The organism is Mycolicibacterium arabiense (genome assembly GCF_010731815.2).
Classification (GTDB): Bacteria; Actinomycetota; Actinomycetes; order Mycobacteriales; family Mycobacteriaceae; genus Mycobacterium; species Mycobacterium arabiense.
The window spans coordinates 1619754-1639299 of the sequence record NZ_AP022593.1 but is presented as its reverse complement, the minus strand read 5'-3'; the positions used below and the strand labels follow the sequence as shown (position 1 = coordinate 1639299).

Here is a 19546-nt window from a genome sequence, read left to right as displayed (position 1 = left end):
CTGGCGTCCGATGACTGAGGTGGATCTCGCGTCGCGCATCGTCGGCGGGAGCGTGATCGCCGCGAGCGACGAGTCGTTCGGCGTCAAGGAGCGTCTGATCGACCCGGCAGAACCCGCCTTCGTCCCTGGCACCTACGACCTGCGCGGCGAGGTGGTCGACGGCTGGGAGACGCGGCGGCACGCCGGAGCCGACGGTGACTGGGCCGTCGTGCGGCTCGGCGCCGCGGGTCGCATCCACGCCATCGACGTCGACACCCGGTACTTCTCGGGCAATCACCCGACGGGGTGCCGAATCGAGGCGTGCGTGCTGGACCCCACGGCGGACGCGATGCTGCCAGGAGTCGAGTGGACGACGCTGGTGGCGGACGTGGCACTGAAGGCCGACTGCCACAACGTCTTCCCGGTGTCGAGCAGGCGGCGCTGGACGCACCTGCGCCTGCGGCTGTCCTCCGACGGCGGCGTGGCCCGGCTACGCGTCTACGGCGAGGTGATCCCGGACCCGGTCACGTGGGCCGACGTCACCGTCGAGGTGTCCGGGCTCGAACAGGGCGGTCGCGTCGAATGGTGCAGCGACGGCTTCTATTCCGATGCCGGCGCCCTCATCAGACCCAACCGCCCCGCCAACATGGGCGACGGGTGGGAGACCCGGCGCCGCCGCGACGTCGGGCCCGACACGCACGACGCCGTGCTGATCTCCTTCGCCGTGCCGACCGACCTGCGACGCATCGAGATCGATACGTCCTACTTCGTGTTCAACGCATCGCCCGAGGTCTCCGTGCTGGGTAGCCGCATCCGGCCCGACGGCGAACACGGTTGGGCGCTGGTGCCATTCGACGTCGAGGTACTGCCGAGGACGCGACTGGCCGCGGACACCCGGCAGGTCTTCGCCGTGCACTGCCCGGACGTCACGGCGTTGCGGGTCCAGGCCTACCCGGACGGGGGCATCGCGAGGGTTCGCGCCTCCGGCACGCCGACCGCGAACGGCTGGGATGCGCTACGAACCAGGTGGGAGGAGTCGTCATGACGTCGGTGATCGCGTCCGATTGCGCGGGCCTGTGGCGGCGCACGCTGCTCATCGGTGCGGACGGCACGCGTGACACCGGCACCGACGTGATGTGGCTGCAGGGCCCCACCGCCTACGTCGACACCAGGGGCTTCGCAGGCACGCTGCACCAGCGGGGCGACGTGTTCGAGTGGCATCGCGAGGTCGACGTCGAACCGCCGGGACCGCATCCCGATGCCGGCGCCATGCACTGGGACGGGGACACCCTCGTCGAGACCGGCGTGCACGAGTCCTACGTCGAGCACTGGCAACGCGAGGCGCGCCCGACGTCGCCGTGCGGCGCCGTCTTCGTCCGCGGTCCCGACGGCCGTCCCGGGCTCGTCGTCCGCGCCGGTGACCTGTTCGGGTGGGCCGGCGGCGGGGTGGTGGTGATCGACGCGGTCGGCAGTCCGCGCTGGACCGCATTGCAGCCTTCCGACAACCAGATTCGGGCCAACGGCGTGCGCTGGATCATCGAACGATACGAGGGAGTGGTGAACCAATGAGTGGCGCAACGTCTTTCACGTCGGTACCGGTCGTGGACATCAGCGGGCTCCGATCGCCCGATCGCGCTGAACGGGAACGCGTCGCCGCCGAGATCGGCCGCGCGGCCCGCGACGTCGGGTTCCTCTACGTCAGCGGTTCCGGTGTCGACGACGCACTGTTCGACGACATGCTCGAGGCCACCAAGGAATTCTTCGCGCTGCCGCTCGAGGAGAAGATGCGCAGCTACATCGGGCTCTCGCGGTGCCACCGCGGTTACGTGCCGATCGGCGAGGAGGGCATCGAACAGGCTGGGGAGAGCGGCACGCCCGATCTCAAGGAGGCGTTCGACACCGCGCTCGACCTTCCGGCCGACGACCCGGACTACCTGGCAGGCAACCCGATGCTCGGCCCGAACGCATGGCCCGACCTGCCCGGCTTCGCCGAGGCCGTCACCGCCTACTACGACGCCGTGCTCGAGGTCGGGCACCGGCTGCTGTGGGCGTTCGCGGTCGCCCTCGGCGAGGACCCGGACGTGTTCTCCCGGCACGCGATCAAGACGCCCAGTCAGCTGCGGCTGGTGCACTATCCGTTCGACGCGGACGCCCACGACGTGATCGGGATCGGCGCCCACACCGACTACGAGTGCTTCACACTGCTCAAGGGCACCGCACCTGGCCTCGAGGTGATGAACGGAGCGGGGGAGTGGATCGACGTTCCCCCGGTACCGGGCACCTTCGTCGTGAACATCGGCGACCTGCTCGAGCTGTGGACCAACGGTGCGTTCGTCGCCACCAGTCACCGGGTGCGGAAGGTGAAGGAGGAGCGGTACTCGTTTCCGCTGTTCTTCAACGTCGACTACGACACCGTGGTCGAGCCGTTGCCGCAGTTCGCCGGGGACGGTGCGCGGCGGGCACCGCTGCGCGCGGGGGAGCACCTGTTCGCCCAGACCGCCCAGTCGTTCGCATACCTGCGGCGACGGATCGACAGCGGCGACCTCGTCCTGCCCGAGGGGTCGCTGGCGTTGGGCCAGTTCGGTCAGCAGGCGCTGCACGGGGCGTCCGCGGCTAGTTGACCGGCGAGTTCACGAAGCGCAGGTCGGGGAGCATGGCCCGGGCGGCGACGATGCCCTCACCCGACTGCCACACCTCGTCGTTGACCACGAACACGCGGCCGTCCTTGGACGCCGACAAGCGCCGCCACGCCTCGCTGTCGAGCACGTCGCGGGCCCGTTGCCTGGCGGCTGGCGAACCGAAGGAGACGAAGACCACGTCACCCTCGGCCTGGGCGAAGTCGGCCTCGGACAGGTCGGCGGTGCCGATCTCCACGTAGGGCTTGTCGGTGAAGCGCTGCGCCGACGGCCGGTCCACGCCGGCGATGGCCAGCACGCTGCCCGGGAAGTCGTCGATCCCGGAGATCTGGGCGGTGTCGTCCATCAGGCGCACCACCGACGCCTGGAAGTGCGTGGTGTCGTTCTGGGCCGCCCGCTTCTTGGCGTCGGCGTCGAAGCCCTCGAGCAACGGGGTGGCGGCACCTTCGCGGCCCACGGCCGCGGCGACCGTCCGCAGGGTGTCCTGCCAACCCGGACCGGGCGGGCCGGTGAACACCGTCGGCGCGATCCGGGACAGGTCGCCGAACTCGCCGGGGGTGAGCCCCTCGGAGCCGAGGATGAGGTCGGGGTTCGCCTCGCGGATCGCGTCGAGGTCGGGTTCCGTCTCCGAACCCGCCGCGGGCAGATCGTGGATGACCGAGCCGAGGTAGGACGGCTGCTCCTGCGATCCGTCCGGCACCGCCGCGGCGACGATCCGCGACTGCATGCCGAGTGCGCACAGCGCATCGAGCTGATCGCCGGAGAGCACCACGATGCGCCGCGGATCGGCGACCACCTCCGTGCTGCCCGCGGCATGTCGCACCTCGCGCCGCTCCGGCCCCTCGGCAGGTGGCGGCGGGTCGGCCGGGCACGACTCGTCGGGTCGGCGGTCATTGCCCAGCACGTTGGCCCCGGCCACCCTGGTGGTGCTGGTGATGGGCGCACCCGAGGCGTTGGGGGTCGCCGTCGTGGCATCGTCGCCGGACTCGCCGCAGCCGCCGAGGAAGACGACCGGAAGTGCCACCAGGACTGCGGCACCCGCCGCCAGCGGACCCAGTCGAGGTCGGAAGATCGGCACGGCGCCGACGTTAACACCCAGTTGTTTCCCGACGGCTCGTGCGCCGTCGGCGCACCGGTCGAGACGTAATACGACGGTTTGTAGGACCCAAGGCGTCGAAGCGCCCGAAGAGAGTTAGGATTCAGAAGAGCATGCGGGGTTTCCCGTCTGATTTTCTGGAGGATCTGTTGGTAGCCGAAGCGCCCCCAATCGGAGAACTCGAGGCACGGCGCCCCTTCCCGGCCCGGCTGGGTCCCAAGGGCAACCTCATCTACAAGCTGGTGACCACGACCGATCACAAGCTGATCGGCATCATGTACTGCGTCGCCTGCTTCGTGTTCTTCTTCATCGGCGGCCTGATGGCCCTGCTGATGCGCACCGAGCTCGCCCTGCCCGGGCTGCAGTTCCTGTCCAACGAGCAGTACAACCAGCTGTTCACCATGCACGGCACGGTGATGCTGCTGTTCTACGCGACGCCCATCGTGTTCGGCTTCGCCAACCTGGTGCTGCCGCTGCAGATCGGTGCGCCCGACGTCGCCTTCCCGCGACTCAACGCCTTCTCGTTCTGGCTGTTCCTGTTCGGCGCCCTGATCGCGATCGCCGGCTTCATCACCCCCGGTGGTGCGGCCGACTTCGGCTGGACCGCGTACTCGCCGCTGACCGACGCCATCCACTCGCCCGGCGCGGGTGGTGACCTCTGGATCATGGGTCTGGCCGTCGGTGGTCTCGGCACCATCCTCGGCGGCGTCAACATGATCACCACCGTGGTCTGCATGCGCGCCCCCGGCATGACCATGTTCCGGATGCCGATCTTCACCTGGAACATCCTGGTGACGTCGATCCTGGTGCTGCTGGCGTTCCCGCTGCTGACTGCCGCGCTGTTCGGCCTCGCCGCCGACCGCCACCTCGGTGCCCACATCTACGACCCCGCCAACGGTGGCGTCCTGCTGTGGCAACACCTGTTCTGGTTCTTCGGCCACCCCGAGGTCTACATCATCGCGCTGCCGTTCTTCGGCATCGTCAGCGAGATCTTCCCGGTGTTCAGCCGCAAGCCGATCTTCGGCTACACCACCCTGATCTACGCGACGCTGGCCATCGCGGCCCTGTCGGTAGCCGTGTGGGCGCACCACATGTACGCCACCGGTGCGGTGCTGCTGCCGTTCTTCAGCTTCATGACGTTCCTGATCGCCGTCCCGACGGGCATCAAGTTCTTCAACTGGATCGGCACGATGTGGAAGGGCCAACTGACGTTCGAAACGCCGATGCTGTTCTCGGTCGGCTTCCTCGTCACCTTCCTGCTCGGTGGCCTCTCGGGTGTGCTGCTCGCCAGCCCGCCGCTGGACTTCCACGTGACCGACAGCTACTTCGTCATCGCGCACTTCCACTACGTGCTCTTCGGCACCATCGTGTTCGCCACCTACGCGGGCATCTACTTCTGGTTCCCGAAGATGACGGGTCGCCTGCTCGACGAGCGCCTGGGCAAGCTGCACTTCTGGCTGACGTTCATCGGCTTCCACACCACGTTCCTGGTGCAGCACTGGGTCGGTGACGAGGGCATGCCGCGCCGCTACGCGGACTACCTGCCCACCGACGGCTTCACCACGCTGAACGTCGTGTCGACCGCCGGCGCGTTCATCCTCGGCATCTCGACGCTGCCGTTCGTGTGGAACGTGTTCAAGAGCTGGCGCTACGGCGAGCCCGTCGTGGTCGACGACCCCTGGGGCTATGGCAACTCCCTGGAGTGGGCGACCAGCTGCCCGCCGCCGCGGCACAACTTCAACGAGCTGCCCCGCATCCGTTCGGAGCGTCCGGCGTTCGAGCTGCACTACCCGCACATGGTCGAGCGGATGCGCGCCGAGGCGCACGTCGGCAAGGCTCACGGCCCGGACGACGGTGACGTGACCCGGCTCGACGACGCGCAAGTGCGCACCTGACCTCATCGGAGTGAATCAGTCGAAGGTGTCGGTTCTCATCACCGTCACCGGAGTCGATCAGCCAGGTGTCACGTCGGCCCTGTTCGAGGTGCTGGCCCGGCACGACGTCGACCTGCTGAACGTCGAGCAGGTCGTCGTCCGTGGCCGCCTGACGCTGGCGGTCCTGGTCGCCGGTCGCGACGAGGCTGCCGGCGATGCCGCCCTGCACGACGAGGTCACCAGCGCCATCCGTGGGCTCGGGCTCGACGTGACGATCGAGCGCAGCGACGACCTCGCGGTGCTGCGCGAGCCGTCCACCCACACCATCGTCGTGCTCGGCAGGCCGATCAGTGCCGAGGCCTTCGGCGTGGTCGCCAGGGAGACCGCTCTGCTCGGCGTCAACATCGACACCATCCGCGGCGTATCGGACTACCCGGTGACCGGGCTGGAGCTGCGGGTGTCGGTGCCACCGGGTGCGGCGTACGGGCAGCTGCAGCAGGCGCTGGCACGCGTCGGCGTCGCCCAGGGCATCGACATCGCGCTCGAGGACTACAGCCTGTCGCGGCGGGCCAAGCGCCTCATCGTGTTCGACGTCGACTCCACGCTGATCCAGGGCGAGGTGATCGAGATGCTGGCCGCCCGGGTCGGGGCCGAGGCCGCCGTCGCGGAGGTCACCGAGGCCGCAATGCGCGGCGAACTGGACTTCGCCGAGTCGCTGCACCGCCGCGTCGCGACGCTCGCCGGGCTGCCCGCCGAAGTGCTCGACGACGTCGCCGACCAGATCGAACTCACGCCCGGCGCGAGGACCACCATCCGGACGCTGCGCCGGCTCGGATACCACTGCGGCATCGTCTCGGGCGGCTTCCGGCAGGTCATCGAACCGCTGGCGCACGAGCTGATGATGGACTTCGTCGCCGCCAACGAACTCGAGATCGTCGACGGGAAGCTCACTGGCCGCGTCGTCGGACGGGTCATCGACCGGCCCGGAAAGGCCAAGGCGCTGCGCGACTTCGCGCAACAGGCCGGTGTGCCGATGGAGCAGACGGTGGCGGTCGGCGACGGCGCCAACGACATCGACATGCTCGCGGCGGCGGGATTGGGCGTGGCCTTCAATGCCAAGCCGGCGCTGCGCGAGGTGGCCGACGCGTCGCTGAGCCATCCGTACCTCGACACCGTGCTGTTCCTGCTCGGCGTCACCCGCGGTGAGATCGAGGCCGCCGACGCCAGCGATGGCACGTACCGTCGGGTCGAGATCCCCGAGCGGGGCTAGACCACCACCGCGCCGTACTCGGTGGTCGCCGATCCGGTGACCGAATACCAAGCGCGCGAGAGCAATTCGATCGCCTCGGTGAGTCGCTCCTCGGGCATCGTATAGGGCACCCTGATGAACCGTTCCAGGGTGCCGTCCACCCCGAACCGTGGGCCGGGTGGGATCTCCAGACCCATCCGCGACGCCGCCGCCGACAGTGCCGAACTCATCGGCGCCGGAAGCCGGATCCACAGAGACATGCCGCCGGTCCCGGGCAGTGGCTGCCAGTCGGGCAGCAGGTCGTCGAGCAGCGTCAGCAGTAGCGCTCTGCGGCCGCGCAGGATGTCGCGCCGTTCGGGCAGCACCTCGGCCTCGGCGCCCAGAAGCGTTGCGGCTGCCAGCTGTTCGACGATCGCCGTGCCCATGTCGATGGAGGGCCGCAGTGCCGCGATCGTGGCCAGCGTGCTGCGCTCGGCGCGAATCCAGCCGATGCGCAGACCACCCCAGAACGACTTGGACATCGACCCGACCGTGAGGACCAGATCGCGGCGCGAGGTCATCGACGCCGCCAGTGGCGCGGGCACGGGCTGATCGAGCCACATGTCGGTGATGGTCTCGTCGATGATCGTGCGAGTGCGGGTCTCGGCGATGATGCGCGCCAGGTCGCGGCGTCCGCTCTCGGGCAGGGTCAGTCCGGTGGGGTTGTGGTTGTCCGGGATCAGGTACGCGAGGCTGGGCGCCAATTGGCGCATCGCCGTCTCGATGGCCGGAACCTCCCAGCCGTCGCTGGTGACCGCTACCGGGACGGGGCGGATTCCGCGGGTGGCCATGGCCGACAGGGCACCGTGGTAGGTGGGTTGCTCGACGAGCACGCGGTCACCGGGCTGGGTGTAGGTGGCCAGGATCAGGCCGATCGCGTGCAGAGCGCCGGTGGTCACCATGATCTCGTCGGGCTCGGTGGGCAGTCCCCGGGCGGTGTACCGCTGCGCCAGCGCCACGCGCAGGGGCGTCACCCCGGCCAGTTCGATGCCGATGTCGTGCAGGTACGGCGTCACCTGCTCGGCGGCCTGGGTGAAGGCGCGGGACGCCACGGCGGCGGGTGCGGCGAAGGTGGCCGCCGCGAGGTTGACCGTCGCCGGGGCGGGTGCGATCGCGGCGACGGTGGCCACCGGAAGGGCGGTGGTGCTGCGCGCCCCCCGCCTTCCGAGCAGGTAGCCATCCTCCCGCATCTGGGCATACGCCGCCGTCACGGTGGTGCGGGACACCCGCAGGGCGTCGGCCAGGGCCCGCTCGCTGGGGAGCTGCGCACCGACCGGCACCCGCCCGTCGACGATCAGCATGCGCAGGCCGTCGGCCAGGCCTTGATACGCAGGACCGCTGGTGGTGGCCGTGCGCCAGTTGCCTAGTTCGCGTACCAAGAGGTCCACCTCGAGGCGTCGGCCTACCAGATCATCGATCATTCGAGCCAGTTTGCCCGAACTGGCTATTGATCACAAGGGTATCGAGAGCCAGTATCGGGTCATGGCACAACACTGGACCTCTCGCATGACGCACTCGGCTCACAAGCTGGGACGGGTGTTCCGCACGACGCCCCGCGCGGCGGGGTCGGCAGGCCATGCCGACGACGCCGACGCCCGCCGGATGAGCGCCGACCTCGACGCCATCCGCGCCCGCTTCCCCGACCACGCATGAGGCGCGGCGCAGCCCGCGGAGCAGCACTGCTGCTCGGCCTGACCGGCTACGGCTTCTCGATGGCGATCATGGTGCGCGCCAACCTCGGCCTCGATCCGTGGGACGTGTTCCATCAGGGGCTGGCCGAGCGGACCGGCATGACGATCGGCGTGGCCTCGGCCGTCGTCGGCGTGGCGGTCCTGCTGGCCTGGATCCCGCTGCGCAACCGGCCTGGCATCGGAACCGTGGCCAACGTCATCGTCATCGCGATCACCGTCGACCTGGGCATGGCCTTGCTGCCCGAACCGTCCAACCTCGCGGTGCGCATCGCGATGATGCTCGGTGCGGTGTCGCTGAACGCGGTCAGCACCGTGCTCTACATCGGCGCCGGACTCGGCCCCGGCCCGCGTGACGGCCTCATGACCGGCCTCGTCAAGCGGACCGGGCTGTCCGTGCGACTGGTCCGCACGTCGATCGAGGCCACGGTGCTGGCCGTCGGGTGGCTGCTCGGCGGCACCGTCGGCGTCGGCACCCTCGTCTACGCGTTCGGCATCGGCCCGCTCGTCCAACTCGTCCTGCGCCTGACACCGGATCGGTGGCTCGCCGTCAGCGGGTGGGCGATCGTCACGCCCCGCCTGACTACGATGGGCGAGTGCCCGGGGCAGGAGAGACACCAGACGAGGCAGCCGACCCAGACCTGTTGATCGACTTCGCCAAGGTCACCCTGCGGCGGGGCGGCAAGACGCTGGTCGGTCCCATCACCTGGGCCGTCGAACTCGACGAGCGCTGGGTCGTCGTGGGCCCCAACGGCGCGGGCAAGACCTCGCTGCTGCGGATGGCCGCGGCGATGGAGCATCCGTCGTCCGGCACCGCCTACGTCCTCGGCGAACGCCTCGGCAAGACCGACATGGCCGAGCTGCGCTCCCGGGTCGGGCTCAGCAGTTCGGCGCTGTCGCAACGGGTTCCCGACGGGGAAGTGGTCCGCGACCTCGTGGTGTCGGCCGGCTACGCCGTACTGGGCCGGTGGCGTGAGCAGTACGAGGACGTCGACTACGAGCAGGCCGTCGAGATGCTCGAGAGCGTCGGGGCCGAGCACCTCGCCGAACGCACGTACGGCACGTTGTCCGAGGGTGAACGCAAGCGCGTGCTGATCGCCCGGTCGATGATGACCGACCCCGAACTGCTGCTGCTCGACGAACCCGCCGCCGGGCTCGACCTCGGTGGGCGCGAGGAGCTGGTGGCACGACTGGCTGACCTCGCCGCCGATCCCGACGCGCCCGCCACGGTCCTGGTCACCCACCACGTCGAGGAGATCCCGCAGGGGTTCAGCCACTGCCTGCTGCTGTCGGAGGGCGAGGTCGTCGCCGCCGGGCTGCTGACCGACGTGCTCACGTCGGAGAACTTGTCGAAGGCGTTCGGGCAGTCCATCGCCCTGGATCTCATCGACGGCCGATACTTCGCGCGGCGCACCCGCACCCGCGCGGCACACAGGAGGCGTGCATGACCGAGGCCCAGAACGCCGATCCACTGGTGCCGAGACCGGCATCGACGGTGATGCTGGTGCGCGAGCGCTCGAGCATCGAGGTCTTCCTGATGCGCAGGCACTCGGCGATGGACTTCGTCGCAGGCGTGATGGTGTTCCCCGGCGGTGGCGTCGACGACCGCGACCGCGGCAAGGACATCGCGTGGTTCGGACCCGAACCGGCCTGGTGGGCCGAGCGTCTCGGCGTCGACGTCGACCTCGCCGAGGCACTGGTGTGCGCCGCCGCGCGCGAGACGTTCGAGGAGTCCGGCGTCCTGTTCGCAGGCCCCGCCGACGACCCGGACGGCATCGTGTCCGACGCGTCGGTCTACCGCGACGCGCGCACCGCACTGGCCAACCACTCGCTGTCGTTCGCCGACTTCCTGCGCGACGAGAAGCTGGTGCTGCGGGCCGATCTGCTGCGGCCGTGGGCGAACTGGGTGACTCCCAAGGAGGAGCGCACCCGCCGTTACGACACGTACTTCTTCGTCGCCGCGCTACCCGAGGGCCAGCGCGCCGACGGCGAGAACACCGAGACCGACCGCGCGTTCTGGAGCACTCCGGAAGCGGCGCTCGAGGAGTTCGCCGAAGGCCGGTCGTTCCTGCTGCCCCCGACGTGGACCCAGCTGGACTCGCTGGCCGGCCACACCGTCGAGGAGGTGCTCGCCGTCGAACGCAAGATCGTCGCGGTCGAGCCGCACCTCGCCGCGAACAAGGACACCGGCAACTGGGAGATCGAGTTCTTCAACGGCGAGCGCTACAACGCGGCTCGCAACCGCCGGGCCCCCCAGGGGTACGGTCCCGGCGCCTCGTCGTGAACGATCGCGCGTCGTGAGCGACCTGGAGTTCGTCGGCGTCCACGTGCACGACGGCATCGGCACCCTGCTGCTGTCCCGGCCGCCCACCAACACGCTGACCCGCCAGATGTGCCGCGAGATCGCGACCGCGGCTGCCGACCTCAGTGCGCGCGACGACGTCACGGCGGTCATCGTGTTCGGCGGGCACGAGATCTTCTGCGCGGGTGACGACCTGCCCGAACGCCGCAGCCTCACGGCCGAGGAGTCGGCCGTCGCCGCCGACGTCCTGCGCACCGCGGTCGACGCAGTGGCCGCGATCAGCAAGCCCACCGTGGCCGCCGTCACCGGTTACGCGCTCGGGGGCGGGCTCACCCTGGCGTTGGCCGCGGACTGGCGGGTCAGCGGTGACAATGCCAAGTTCGGCGCCACCGAGATCCTCGACGGACTGGTCGCCTCCAGCGGTGCGTCGGTCAGGCTGACGCGCGCCGTGGGGGAGAGCAGGGCCAAGGACATGGTGTTCACCGGCCGGTTCGTCGACGCCAGGGAGGCACTGGCGATCGGGCTGATCGACGAGATGGTGGCTCCCGACCACGTCTACGACGCTGCGCTGCGCTGGGCCGGTCGGTTCGCCGGCTCACCCCGAGCGGCGCTGGCCGCCGCGAAGGCAGCGTTCGCGTCCGACCGCTAGGCCGTTAGGCTGCCCTTCATGACGAGCACAAATCAGGCTCCCAACCCGCACGCCACCGCGGCGGAGGTCGAGGCCGCCCGCCACGACACCAAGCTGGCCCAGGTCCTGTACCACGACTGGGAGGCCGAGAGCTACGACGACAAGTGGTCGATCTCCTACGACCAGCGCTGCGTCGAGTACGCCCGCAGCCGCTTCGACGCGATCGTGCCCGAGCAGGTTCAGCGTGAACTGCCCTACGACAGGGCCCTGGAGCTCGGCTGCGGCACCGGCTTCTTCCTGCTGAACCTGATCCAGTCCGGCGTCGCGCGGCGTGGGTCGGTGACCGACTTGTCGCCCGGCATGGTGAAGGTCGCTACCCGCAACGGCCAGTCGCTGGGCCTCGACATCGACGGCCGCGTCGCCGATGCCGAGGGAATCCCGTACGAGGACGACACCTTCGACCTGGTGGTCGGGCACGCCGTGCTGCACCACATCCCCGACGTCCAGCTGTCGCTGCGCGAGGTCGTGCGCGTGCTCAAGCCGGGCGGCAGGTTCGTCTTCGCCGGAGAACCCACCACGGTCGGCAACGCCTACGCGCGGCGGCTCGCCGACCTCACCTGGAAGACGACGGTCGCGGCGATGAAGCTGCCCGGACTGAGCAGCTGGCGCCGCCCGCAGGCCGAACTCGACGAGAACTCCCGGGCGGCCGCGCTGGAGTGGATCGTCGACCTGCACACGTTCGACCCGGCCGACCTGGAGACGATGGCGCGCAACGCCGGTGCGGTCGAGGTCGACACGGCCACCGACGAGTTCACCGCGGCGATGCTGGGCTGGCCGGTCCGGACGTTCGAGTCGACGGTGCCGCCGGGCAAGCTCGGTTGGGGCTGGGGCAGGTTCGCCTTCGGTGGCTGGAGGACTCTGAGCTGGGTGGACGAGACCCTGTGGCGTCATGTCGTGCCCAAGGGCTGGTTCTACAACGTCATGATCACCGGGGTCAAGCCGTCCTAGACGGCGCCGGTGCTCGACTTCACCCTCGACGACGTCGCCTACCTCAGCGGTGACGACGGCCGCGCGGCGCTCGACGCGGTGTCCTCACTCGGGTTCACCGACGCCACCCGCGTCGCCGACATCGGTTCGGTGCGAACGCGTTTCGGCGACCGCACGGCGGTCCTGGTCGAGACGGTGCTGCTGCGCAGGCGTGCGGCGGCCAAGTTCTCCGAGCCAGGCGCGTGGCTGTTGACCGACGAGGCGATGCAGCAGGCCACCCCGGAACCCGTTGCCGCACACCGCGCCACCCGCCTGGCAGGCGCCGTGGTGCACGACGTGACGTGCTCGATCGGCGCCGAACTCTCAGCGCTGAGCGCGACGGCGTCGATGGTCGTCGGCAGCGACGTAGACCCGGTCCGGCTGGCGATGGCTCGGAACAACGTACCCGGGGTGCCGGTGCTACGCGCCGACGCACTGGCGCCGGTGACGCGGTCGGCGGTCGTGGTGGCCGACCCCGCCCGCCGCAGCGGTGGCCGACGGCGATTCGACCCGCGCGACTACACGCCCGCGCTGGACGGTCTGCTCGAGGTCTACGCCGGCCGCGACCTCGCCGTGAAGTGCGCTCCCGGAATCGATTTCGACCAGCTCGCCCGCCTCGGCTTCCGCGGCGAGATCGAGGTGACCTCACTGGCGGGCGGCGTACGGGAGGCGTGCCTATGGTCGGGTGGGCTCTCGAGCGCGGGCGTCACCCGCCGGGCCACGGTGCTCGACCGTACCGGCGTCGGCACCGAGACCGTGACCGATGCCGAGCCCGACGACTGCCCCGTCGCCCCGGCGGGTCGGTGGATCGTCGACCCCGACGGCGCCGTCGTGCGCGCAGGGCTGGTGCGGCACTACGCCGCACGACACGGCCTGTGGCAGCTCGATCCGGACATCGCCTACCTGTCCGGGGACACGCTGCCGCCCGGCGTGCGCGGCTTCGAGGTGCTCGACCAGATCGACTTCGACGAACGGCGGCTACGGCAAGTGCTTTCGGCGCACGACGTCGGCGCGGTGGAGATCCTGGTCCGCGGTGTCGACGTCGACCCGGATGCCCTGCGGCCCCGGCTTCGGTTGCGGGGCGGCCGGCGGCTGTCGGTGGTCATCACCAGGCTCGGAACGGGCCGCGACAGCAGGGCGGTGGCCTACGTGTGTAGGCCGACGCACTGAAACCGCAGGTATCGTGGCGTCGTGATCATGAAGCCCGCAATGGCCGCGGCGGCAGTCGTCCTGGCGGCTGGGCTGTGGACCCCGGCCGTCGCCTCGGCGGCCCCGGCAACGGTCCCGGCCGTGCCCACCTGCGCGGAACTCTCAGGGGTCCTCGACGCCGGGCAGATCTGCCGCATCCAGGCCACCGACCCCGCGTATTCGCTCACGATCAGCTACCCGGTGGACTATCCCGACCAGGCGGCGGTGGTCGACTACGTGCAGCAGACCCGCGACGGGTTCCTCAACGTGGCCAACGCACCCGGCCCCCACGAGATGCCGTACGAGCTGGACACGACCGCCACCCGCTATGGCTCGCGCGCCACGCAGGGCGTGGTGCTGAAGACGTTCCAGGACGTCGGCGGCGCACACCCGCAGACCTACTACCAGTCGTTCACCTGGGACCAGGCACTGCGCCGGCCGGTCACCGTCGGCGAGCTGTTCCGGGCAGGCACCGATCCGTTCCCGGTGATCCTGCCGATCGTCACCAGCGAACTGGAGAAGCAGTCCGGTCAGCAGGTCGCGATCTCACCAGGGGTGGGACTCGACCCGCAGACGTATGAGAACTTCGCCGTCACCGACGACGCGCTCATCTTCTTCTTCGGCCAGGGCGAGCTGCTCCCGGAAGCGGCGGGCGCGCTCGAGGTCTCGGTACCGCGCAGTGCGGTCGCCGCGATGCTCGCCTGAGCGGGGTCAGGCCGGCGCGAACGCGTACACCCGGCCGGCGCTGGTCGCCGTGACCACCCGACGGTCGTGGCCGATGGACACGCCAACGGGGTAACCCTCGGCGTTCGGCAACGGGTACCGGTTCAGCGAGCGGCCGTCCTCCGGATCGAAGGCCAGCAAGGCCATACCGCGTTCCCCGTCCCGCGCCACCGTGTACGCCACGTCGGTACCCGCCCAACTCGACGTCGCCAGCGGTTCGACGTCGTCGCGCGTCCAGACCACCTCGCCGGCGTCGCCGTCGTCGCGCACGGCGGTGAGCTTCGCGTCGGGCCCGCCGCCTGCGATGACGAGCCCGTCGGGGGACACCGAGGGTGGGGTCTGCGGTTGATACCCGAGTGCCACCGACCACTTGGCGGAGCCGTCGTCGGCGTCGAGCGCCCACAGCCGGTCGTCGCGGCCGTTGACGTAGACCGTCTCGCCGTCGTCCGACACGACCGGGCTGGCGAACGGTCCGCCCCCGACCGCCGTGCTCGTCCACTCCCGGCTCAGCATCGGCTTCTGGTCCTGCCGGTACCGCAGACCCACCAGCACCGGTGCCTCGGCGCCGGGTTCCCACAGGCTGACCACGATCAGTCCGTTCGCGGGCGAATACGCAGGCGCGGCCGCGACCGGGCACGCCGGCCGCCCCTGCCCGCAGTCGGCCAGGCCCCGGCCCGAGTCGGTGGGGTCGACGCCCTCCACCAGGTCCAGTGGTGTGCCTTCGAGCGTGCCGCGGTGGGTGTCGAACACCAGCACCTGGCCGAGGTGGGTGACCACCAGCAGTTGGCCGGGCGCGACGATGCGCGGTGTCAGCGGCAGCCCGATGACCGGCTGACGCCACCGAATCCACTGCGTGAAGGGGAAGGACAGCAGCGCGCCCGGCTGTCCGATGTAGACGTTGTCGAAACCGTCGAACAAGGGGCTGGTGAGTCCGCCGCCCTGCCAGAGCCTGGTGCACCAGCGCTGTCTGCCCTCGTTGTCGGCCTCCCAGACCATGAGGGAGCAGCCGCTCTCGGTCTGGGCGTTGGCGGCGAGGTATTCACCCGACCCGAGCGCCACCTGCGCGGCCAGTTCGCCCTTCACCGAGCGCACCCAGTCCAGCCGCAGGGCCTCGGCCCCTGGCAGGTCGACGAAACTGCTGTTGGACGCGTTGCCGTACTGCGCGGGCCAGCCGTCCGAGGCCGTCGACTCCACCCACGAGTCGGTGGTCCCACACGCGGTGGGCAGCACCGTGAGAACCGCTGCGGCCGTCACGGCAACCATTCGGCGCACGGCCGTTCGTGGAGCAGGCATCGGGTGCAAAGACTAGCTGGACCCATCACGTGGCTCGCGTAGGCTGTCCGGCCATGACGACCATGTGGGGCGCCCCGATACACGTTCGCTGGCGCGGCTCACGGTTGCGCGACCCCCGGCAGGCCCGGTTCCTGACCCCGGCGTCGTTCAAGTGGGTGATGGACAACAAGGCCTACACCCCGTGGTACCTGGTTCGGTACTGGCGGCTGCTCAAGTTCAAGCTCGCCAACCCGCACATCATCACCCGCGGCATGGTCTTCCTCGGCAAGGACGTCGAGATCCAGGCGACCCCCGAGCTGTCGACCATGGAGATCGGCCGCTGGGTCCACATCGGCGACAAGAACACCATCCGCTGCCACGAGGGCTCGCTGCGGTTCGGCGACAAGGTGGTGCTCGGCCGCGACAACGTCATCAACACCTACCTCGACATCGAGATTGGCGACTCCGTGCTGATGGCGGACTGGTGCTACGTCTGCGACTTCGACCACAAGATGGACAACGTCGAGATGCCGATCAAGGACCAGGGCATCGTCAAGGCCCCGGTGCGGATCGGCCCGGACACCTGGGTCGCGGCCAAGGTGACCGTCCTGCGCGGCACGAGCGTCGGGCGGGGCTGCGTCCTCGGCGCGCACGCGGTGGTGAAGGGCGAGGTGCCCGACTTCTCCATCGCGGTCGGCGCGCCGGCCAAGGTGGTCAAGAACCGCAAGCTCGCCTGGGAGACGTCGGCCGCCGAACGCGCCGAGCTGGCCGCCGCGCTGGCGGACATCGAACGCAAGAAGGCCGCCCGCTAGCCGTCCCTGCGGGCTCGCCTGTTTCGGGGTTGCCTCTTCGGGGGTTGCCTCTTTTGGGGGTTGCCTCCTTCGGCGAGCGTGCGTGTCTGCGGGCGACACGCCGCGTTCTGACGTGAGTTCACGCACGCTCGTCGGACTACCGACCCGGTAAAGCCTGCTCCACGATCGTCCGTCGCCGGTGCGGTTCGCGTTCACGGCGTTTGGCGGCGAGGTACACCTGGGCGGTCTCGACGGCCACGGTGTGCCACTCGAAGTCGGAGTTCAGGCGTTTCCGTGCGGCGTCGGCCCGCCGTTGCGCGGCGGCCGGATCGTCGAGCACGGCGCGGACGGCCGAGGCCAATGCGGCGACGTCGCGCGGTGGGAACGACAGCCCGGTGTGGCCGTCGATCACCGCTTCGCCGAGACCGCCGACGTTCGAGACCACCAGCGGCGCCCCGGTCGCGGCTGCCTCGAGCGCGACGATGCCGAACGGTTCGTAGTGGCTCGGCAGCACGGCGGCGTCGGTGTCGTGCAGCAGCCGGATCAGGCCCTGGTGGTCGACGCGGCCGACGAACGTCACGGCCTTGAGTACCTTGTGCTTTCGCGCCTGCTCGACCAGCCAGGCCTCCTGCGTGCCGTCACCCGCGATGGTCAGCGTGGTGCCGGGGTGGGTGCGCCGGATGCGTGGCAGCGCGGCGATCGCCTCGTGCACGCCCTTCTCGTACTCCAGGCGACCGAGGTAGAGCAGCTTCGCAGGCCCAGGCCGGGAGGTGCGTCGCGCGAACGGCCACTGCGCGGCGTCGATGCCGTTGCGGATCACGTGGCGCTCGGCCAGTCCTGGTCCGAAGAGCTCGTCGATCTCATCACCCATCGACGCCGAACACGTGATGAGGGAATCGGATTCGTGCACCAACCACGATTCGACGGCGTGCACCTGCCTGCTGATGGTGCCCGACACCCAACCCGAGTGCCTGCCCGCCTCGGTGGCGTGGATCGTCGAAACCAGTGGCACGTCGAAGAATTCGGCCAGTGCGACGGCGGGGTGCGCGACCAGCCAGTCGTGGGCGTGCACGACGTCGGGCTGCCAGCGGGTGCCGTCCGCCTCGATGCTCAGCCCGGCGCGCACCATCGCGTGGCCCATCGCCAGCGTCCACGCCATCATGTCGGTGCCGAAGCCGAACTCGTGGGGATCCTGCGCGGCGGCGATCACGCGGACGCCCTCGGCGACCTCGTCGGTCGTGGGGTGCGTGCTGGGGTCGGTGTCGGTGGGTCGGCGGCTGAGCACCACGACCTCGTGACCCGCGTCGGCGAGTGCGGTCGCGAGATGGTGCACGTGCCTGCCGAGTCCGCCGATCACGACCGGCGGGTACTCCCAGGACACCATCAGGACCTTCATCGAGAGCGGCTCCGGCTGCGCGAGCGTGCGTGAACTCGGGTTCCGACGCGGCGTGTCGCCCGCAGACACGCACGCTCGCCGGAAAAGGGGCTCATCGGGGAAGCCGCCGGGCGTCGAGTGCGCCGAAGAGTCCGTCGGCGTGGTTCCAGCCGTCGGCCAGTCGCTGGGCGTGTTCGCGCCGGCCCGATGCGAGCGCACCGGCGATCTCGCGGGTGGCGTGGGCGTGCAGATGCGCACGGTAGCGGGCGTATTCGGCCGCGGTGTCCTTGCTGACCATGAACGGCCAGTCGCTCGACACGGTCAGCAGCGTCTCGCGCAGGATCTGGTCGGCGACGGTGTCCCGAGGCGCCCACGATCCCGTCGACGCGGCCTGATCGAGGGCCTTGTCGACCGTCGCCAGCGCGGTGTCGACCACCTCGGCGTTGAGCGCCACCAGGTCGGCGACCTGCTCGCCCGACCACACCTGCCAGTCCTTGCCCGATCCCCACGAACCCGGCGGCAGGTCGACGGCGTCGCCCACGAAGCCGTCGGTGATCGCGTCGGTCAGCGTGCCGACCCGGATGCCCGCCGCGGGGAGTGCCCGCAGCACCCGTTCGAGCCATAGCGGCCCCTCGTGCCACCAGTGCCCGAACAGCTCGGTGTCGAACGCGGCGACCACGTGGGCGGGTCTGCCGATGCGCTCGGACTCCGAGATCAACCGCCTGCGCACCACGTCGACGAAGTCGGCGACGTGCACGTCGACGGCGTGATCGGCGCGTTCGGCGTCATAGGGCGCCTTCTCCTGCGATGGCACGTTGCGGCCGGTGACGCGGGCCGGCTTGAGGCCCGTGACGTGGTCGTAGGTGTGGAAGTCGCGGTAGGCGGCATGGCCGGGATAGCCCGACTTCGGCGACCACACGCGGTAACTCACCTGCAGGTCGCGTCCGAACGCGGTGACGCCGGAGTCGGTGACCGGTCGACCCAGCGCGGTGTCGCCGTGCAGCGACGGGCCGTCGACCATGAAGTGCGTGACGCCCGCAGCGGCGTAGTCGTGCTCCATGCCCGGCGCGTACGCGCATTCCGGCGCCCAGATGCCGCCAGGGGTGTGCGCGAACCGCGCGTTGGCGTCGGCGAGCCCCTCGCGCAGTGCGAACTCGCGCAACCGCGGGTTGAGCAGGGGCTGGAACGGGTGCGCCAGCGGTCCGCCGAGCAGTTCGATCGTGCCCGCGTCGACGAGCCTGCGCAGCAGGGGGCTGCCGCCGTGGCGCCACCCGACAGCGAAGTCGTCGAGCGCCCGCGCAGCGTCCTCGCGTTCACGAATCCCGAAGGCGCGCATGGCTTCCGGTGCGGCGAAGCCGGTGTCCTCGCCGCTGGTGCGGGTGGTGGCCTCGCGGGCCCGCAGCTCCCAGTTGGCCAGCCAGTGGTGCATGCCGGTGAGGCAGTACGGGTCGTCGAGTTGCGCCGTCACCACCGGTGTCATGCCGAGCGTGACGAGGTTCTCGCGGCCTTCGGCGGCCAGGGTGTTGAAGGCTCGCATCAGCGGCAGGTAGGACGTCGCCCACGACTGGTAGAGCCACTCCTCGCCGACCGGCCAGCGGCCGTGATGCGCCAGCCACGGCAGGTGCGTGTGCAGCACCATGGTGAACATCCCCGGCACCGGCGGGCTGGAGCGAAGCGCCT

19 protein-coding genes are annotated in these 19546 nt (G+C 70.1%); 14 read left to right on the top strand and 5 right to left on the bottom strand.

The annotated features are described in order from the left end of the window. The first annotated feature begins 10 nt into the window (after positions 1-10). From alc to G6N61_RS09565, 3 genes are read left to right on the top strand one after another with little or no spacing between them, the layout of a single operon-like run. Positions 11-1024 (top strand): allantoicase, encoded by a 1014-nt coding sequence (gene alc, locus G6N61_RS09575; protein WP_163918306.1) that lies wholly within the window; start codon positions 11-13, stop codon positions 1022-1024. Beyond that, positions 1021-1548, top strand: coding sequence for a hypothetical protein (locus tag G6N61_RS09570; protein ID WP_163918305.1), 528 nt, complete (start codon positions 1021-1023; stop codon positions 1546-1548). The genes alc and G6N61_RS09570 overlap by 4 nt, the downstream gene beginning before the upstream one ends. Further along, positions 1545-2600, top strand: coding sequence for an isopenicillin N synthase family dioxygenase (locus G6N61_RS09565; protein ID WP_163918304.1), 1056 nt, complete (start codon positions 1545-1547; stop codon positions 2598-2600). The genes G6N61_RS09570 and G6N61_RS09565 overlap by 4 nt, the downstream gene beginning before the upstream one ends. On the opposite strand, the gene G6N61_RS09560 is transcribed toward G6N61_RS09565, so the two are convergent. Beyond that, positions 2593-3693 carry an iron-siderophore ABC transporter substrate-binding protein gene (locus tag G6N61_RS09560; protein WP_163918303.1) on the bottom strand — a complete coding sequence of 367 codons (1101 nt, stop codon included), beginning with the start codon at positions 3691-3693 and terminating at the stop codon, positions 2593-2595. The two genes, G6N61_RS09565 and G6N61_RS09560, sit on opposite strands and share 8 nt — an antisense overlap. A 167-nt stretch (positions 3694-3860) precedes the next feature. On the opposite strand from G6N61_RS09560, the gene ctaD reads away from it, so the two are divergent. Next, the gene (gene ctaD, locus G6N61_RS09555; RefSeq protein WP_163924716.1) at positions 3861-5606 is read left to right on the top strand and encodes an aa3-type cytochrome oxidase subunit I; all 1746 of its coding nucleotides are present in this window, start codon (positions 3861-3863) and stop codon (positions 5604-5606) included. Positions 5607-5631: 25 nt separating this feature from the next. Further along, positions 5632-6855 carry a phosphoserine phosphatase SerB gene (gene serB, locus G6N61_RS09550; protein ID WP_235887466.1) on the top strand — a complete coding sequence of 408 codons (1224 nt, stop codon included), beginning with the start codon at positions 5632-5634 and terminating at the stop codon, positions 6853-6855. Here serB and yczR read toward each other — a convergent pair. After that, positions 6852-8294, bottom strand: coding sequence for a MocR-like transcription factor YczR (yczR, locus tag G6N61_RS09545; protein ID WP_163918302.1), 1443 nt, complete (start codon positions 8292-8294; stop codon positions 6852-6854). The two genes, serB and yczR, sit on opposite strands and share 4 nt — an antisense overlap. Positions 8295-8355: 61 nt before the next feature. Here yczR and G6N61_RS09540 point away from each other — a divergent pair, with 61 nt between their 5' ends. Genes G6N61_RS09540 through G6N61_RS09505 form a run of 8 tightly spaced genes read left to right on the top strand, consistent with a single transcriptional unit; the run spans position 8356 to position 14410 of the window. Continuing rightward, positions 8356-8526 (top strand): hypothetical protein, encoded by a 171-nt coding sequence (locus G6N61_RS09540; RefSeq protein WP_170314459.1) that lies wholly within the window; start codon positions 8356-8358, stop codon positions 8524-8526. Next, positions 8523-9209, top strand: coding sequence for a membrane protein YczE (gene yczE, locus G6N61_RS09535; protein ID WP_163918301.1), 687 nt, complete (start codon positions 8523-8525; stop codon positions 9207-9209). Before G6N61_RS09540 ends, yczE begins: the two co-directional genes overlap by 4 nt. Then, entirely contained in the window at positions 9158-10009 is an 852-nt protein-coding gene (locus tag G6N61_RS09530; protein ID WP_163918300.1) for an ABC transporter ATP-binding protein, read from the top strand. Before yczE ends, G6N61_RS09530 begins: the two co-directional genes overlap by 52 nt. After that, positions 10006-10845: an NUDIX hydrolase gene (locus tag G6N61_RS09525; protein WP_163918299.1), complete on the top strand. Its 840-nt coding sequence runs from the start codon at positions 10006-10008 to the stop codon at positions 10843-10845. The genes G6N61_RS09530 and G6N61_RS09525 overlap by 4 nt, the downstream gene beginning before the upstream one ends. A gap of 13 nt (positions 10846-10858) precedes the next feature. Continuing rightward, positions 10859-11512 (top strand): enoyl-CoA hydratase, encoded by a 654-nt coding sequence (locus tag G6N61_RS09520; protein ID WP_163918298.1) that lies wholly within the window; start codon positions 10859-10861, stop codon positions 11510-11512. An 18-nt stretch (positions 11513-11530) separates the two neighbouring features. Next, positions 11531-12499, top strand: coding sequence for a class I SAM-dependent methyltransferase (locus tag G6N61_RS09515; RefSeq protein ID WP_163918297.1), 969 nt, complete (start codon positions 11531-11533; stop codon positions 12497-12499). Between the two features lie 9 nt (positions 12500-12508). After that, positions 12509-13687, top strand: a complete 1179-nt coding sequence (locus tag G6N61_RS09510; RefSeq protein ID WP_163918296.1) for a THUMP-like domain-containing protein — start codon at positions 12509-12511, stop codon at positions 13685-13687. 27 nt (positions 13688-13714) lie between these two features. Then, positions 13715-14410, top strand: a complete 696-nt coding sequence (locus G6N61_RS09505) for an esterase (RefSeq protein ID WP_276078760.1) — start codon at positions 13715-13717, stop codon at positions 14408-14410. Positions 14411-14416: 6 nt separating this feature from the next. Here the strand turns inward: G6N61_RS09505 and G6N61_RS09500 are convergent, their stop codons facing one another. Continuing rightward, positions 14417-15721: a BamB-related PQQ repeat family beta-propellar protein gene (locus G6N61_RS09500; protein ID WP_163918295.1), complete on the bottom strand. Its 1305-nt coding sequence runs from the start codon at positions 15719-15721 to the stop codon at positions 14417-14419. Positions 15722-15774: 53 nt separating this feature from the next. On the opposite strand from G6N61_RS09500, the gene G6N61_RS09495 reads away from it, so the two are divergent. Beyond that, positions 15775-16512 (top strand): acyltransferase, encoded by a 738-nt coding sequence (locus G6N61_RS09495; protein WP_163918294.1) that lies wholly within the window; start codon positions 15775-15777, stop codon positions 16510-16512. A 136-nt stretch (positions 16513-16648) separates the two neighbouring features. On the opposite strand, the gene G6N61_RS09490 is transcribed toward G6N61_RS09495, so the two are convergent. Continuing rightward, positions 16649-17887, bottom strand: a complete 1239-nt coding sequence (locus G6N61_RS09490; RefSeq protein ID WP_163924713.1) for a glycosyltransferase family 4 protein — start codon at positions 17885-17887, stop codon at positions 16649-16651. 91 nt (positions 17888-17978) lie between these two features. Next, the gene (locus G6N61_RS09485) at positions 17979-19514 is read right to left on the bottom strand and encodes a 1,4-alpha-glucan branching protein domain-containing protein (RefSeq protein ID WP_163924712.1); all 1536 of its coding nucleotides are present in this window, start codon (positions 19512-19514) and stop codon (positions 17979-17981) included. Between the last annotated feature and the right edge of the window lie 32 nt (positions 19515-19546).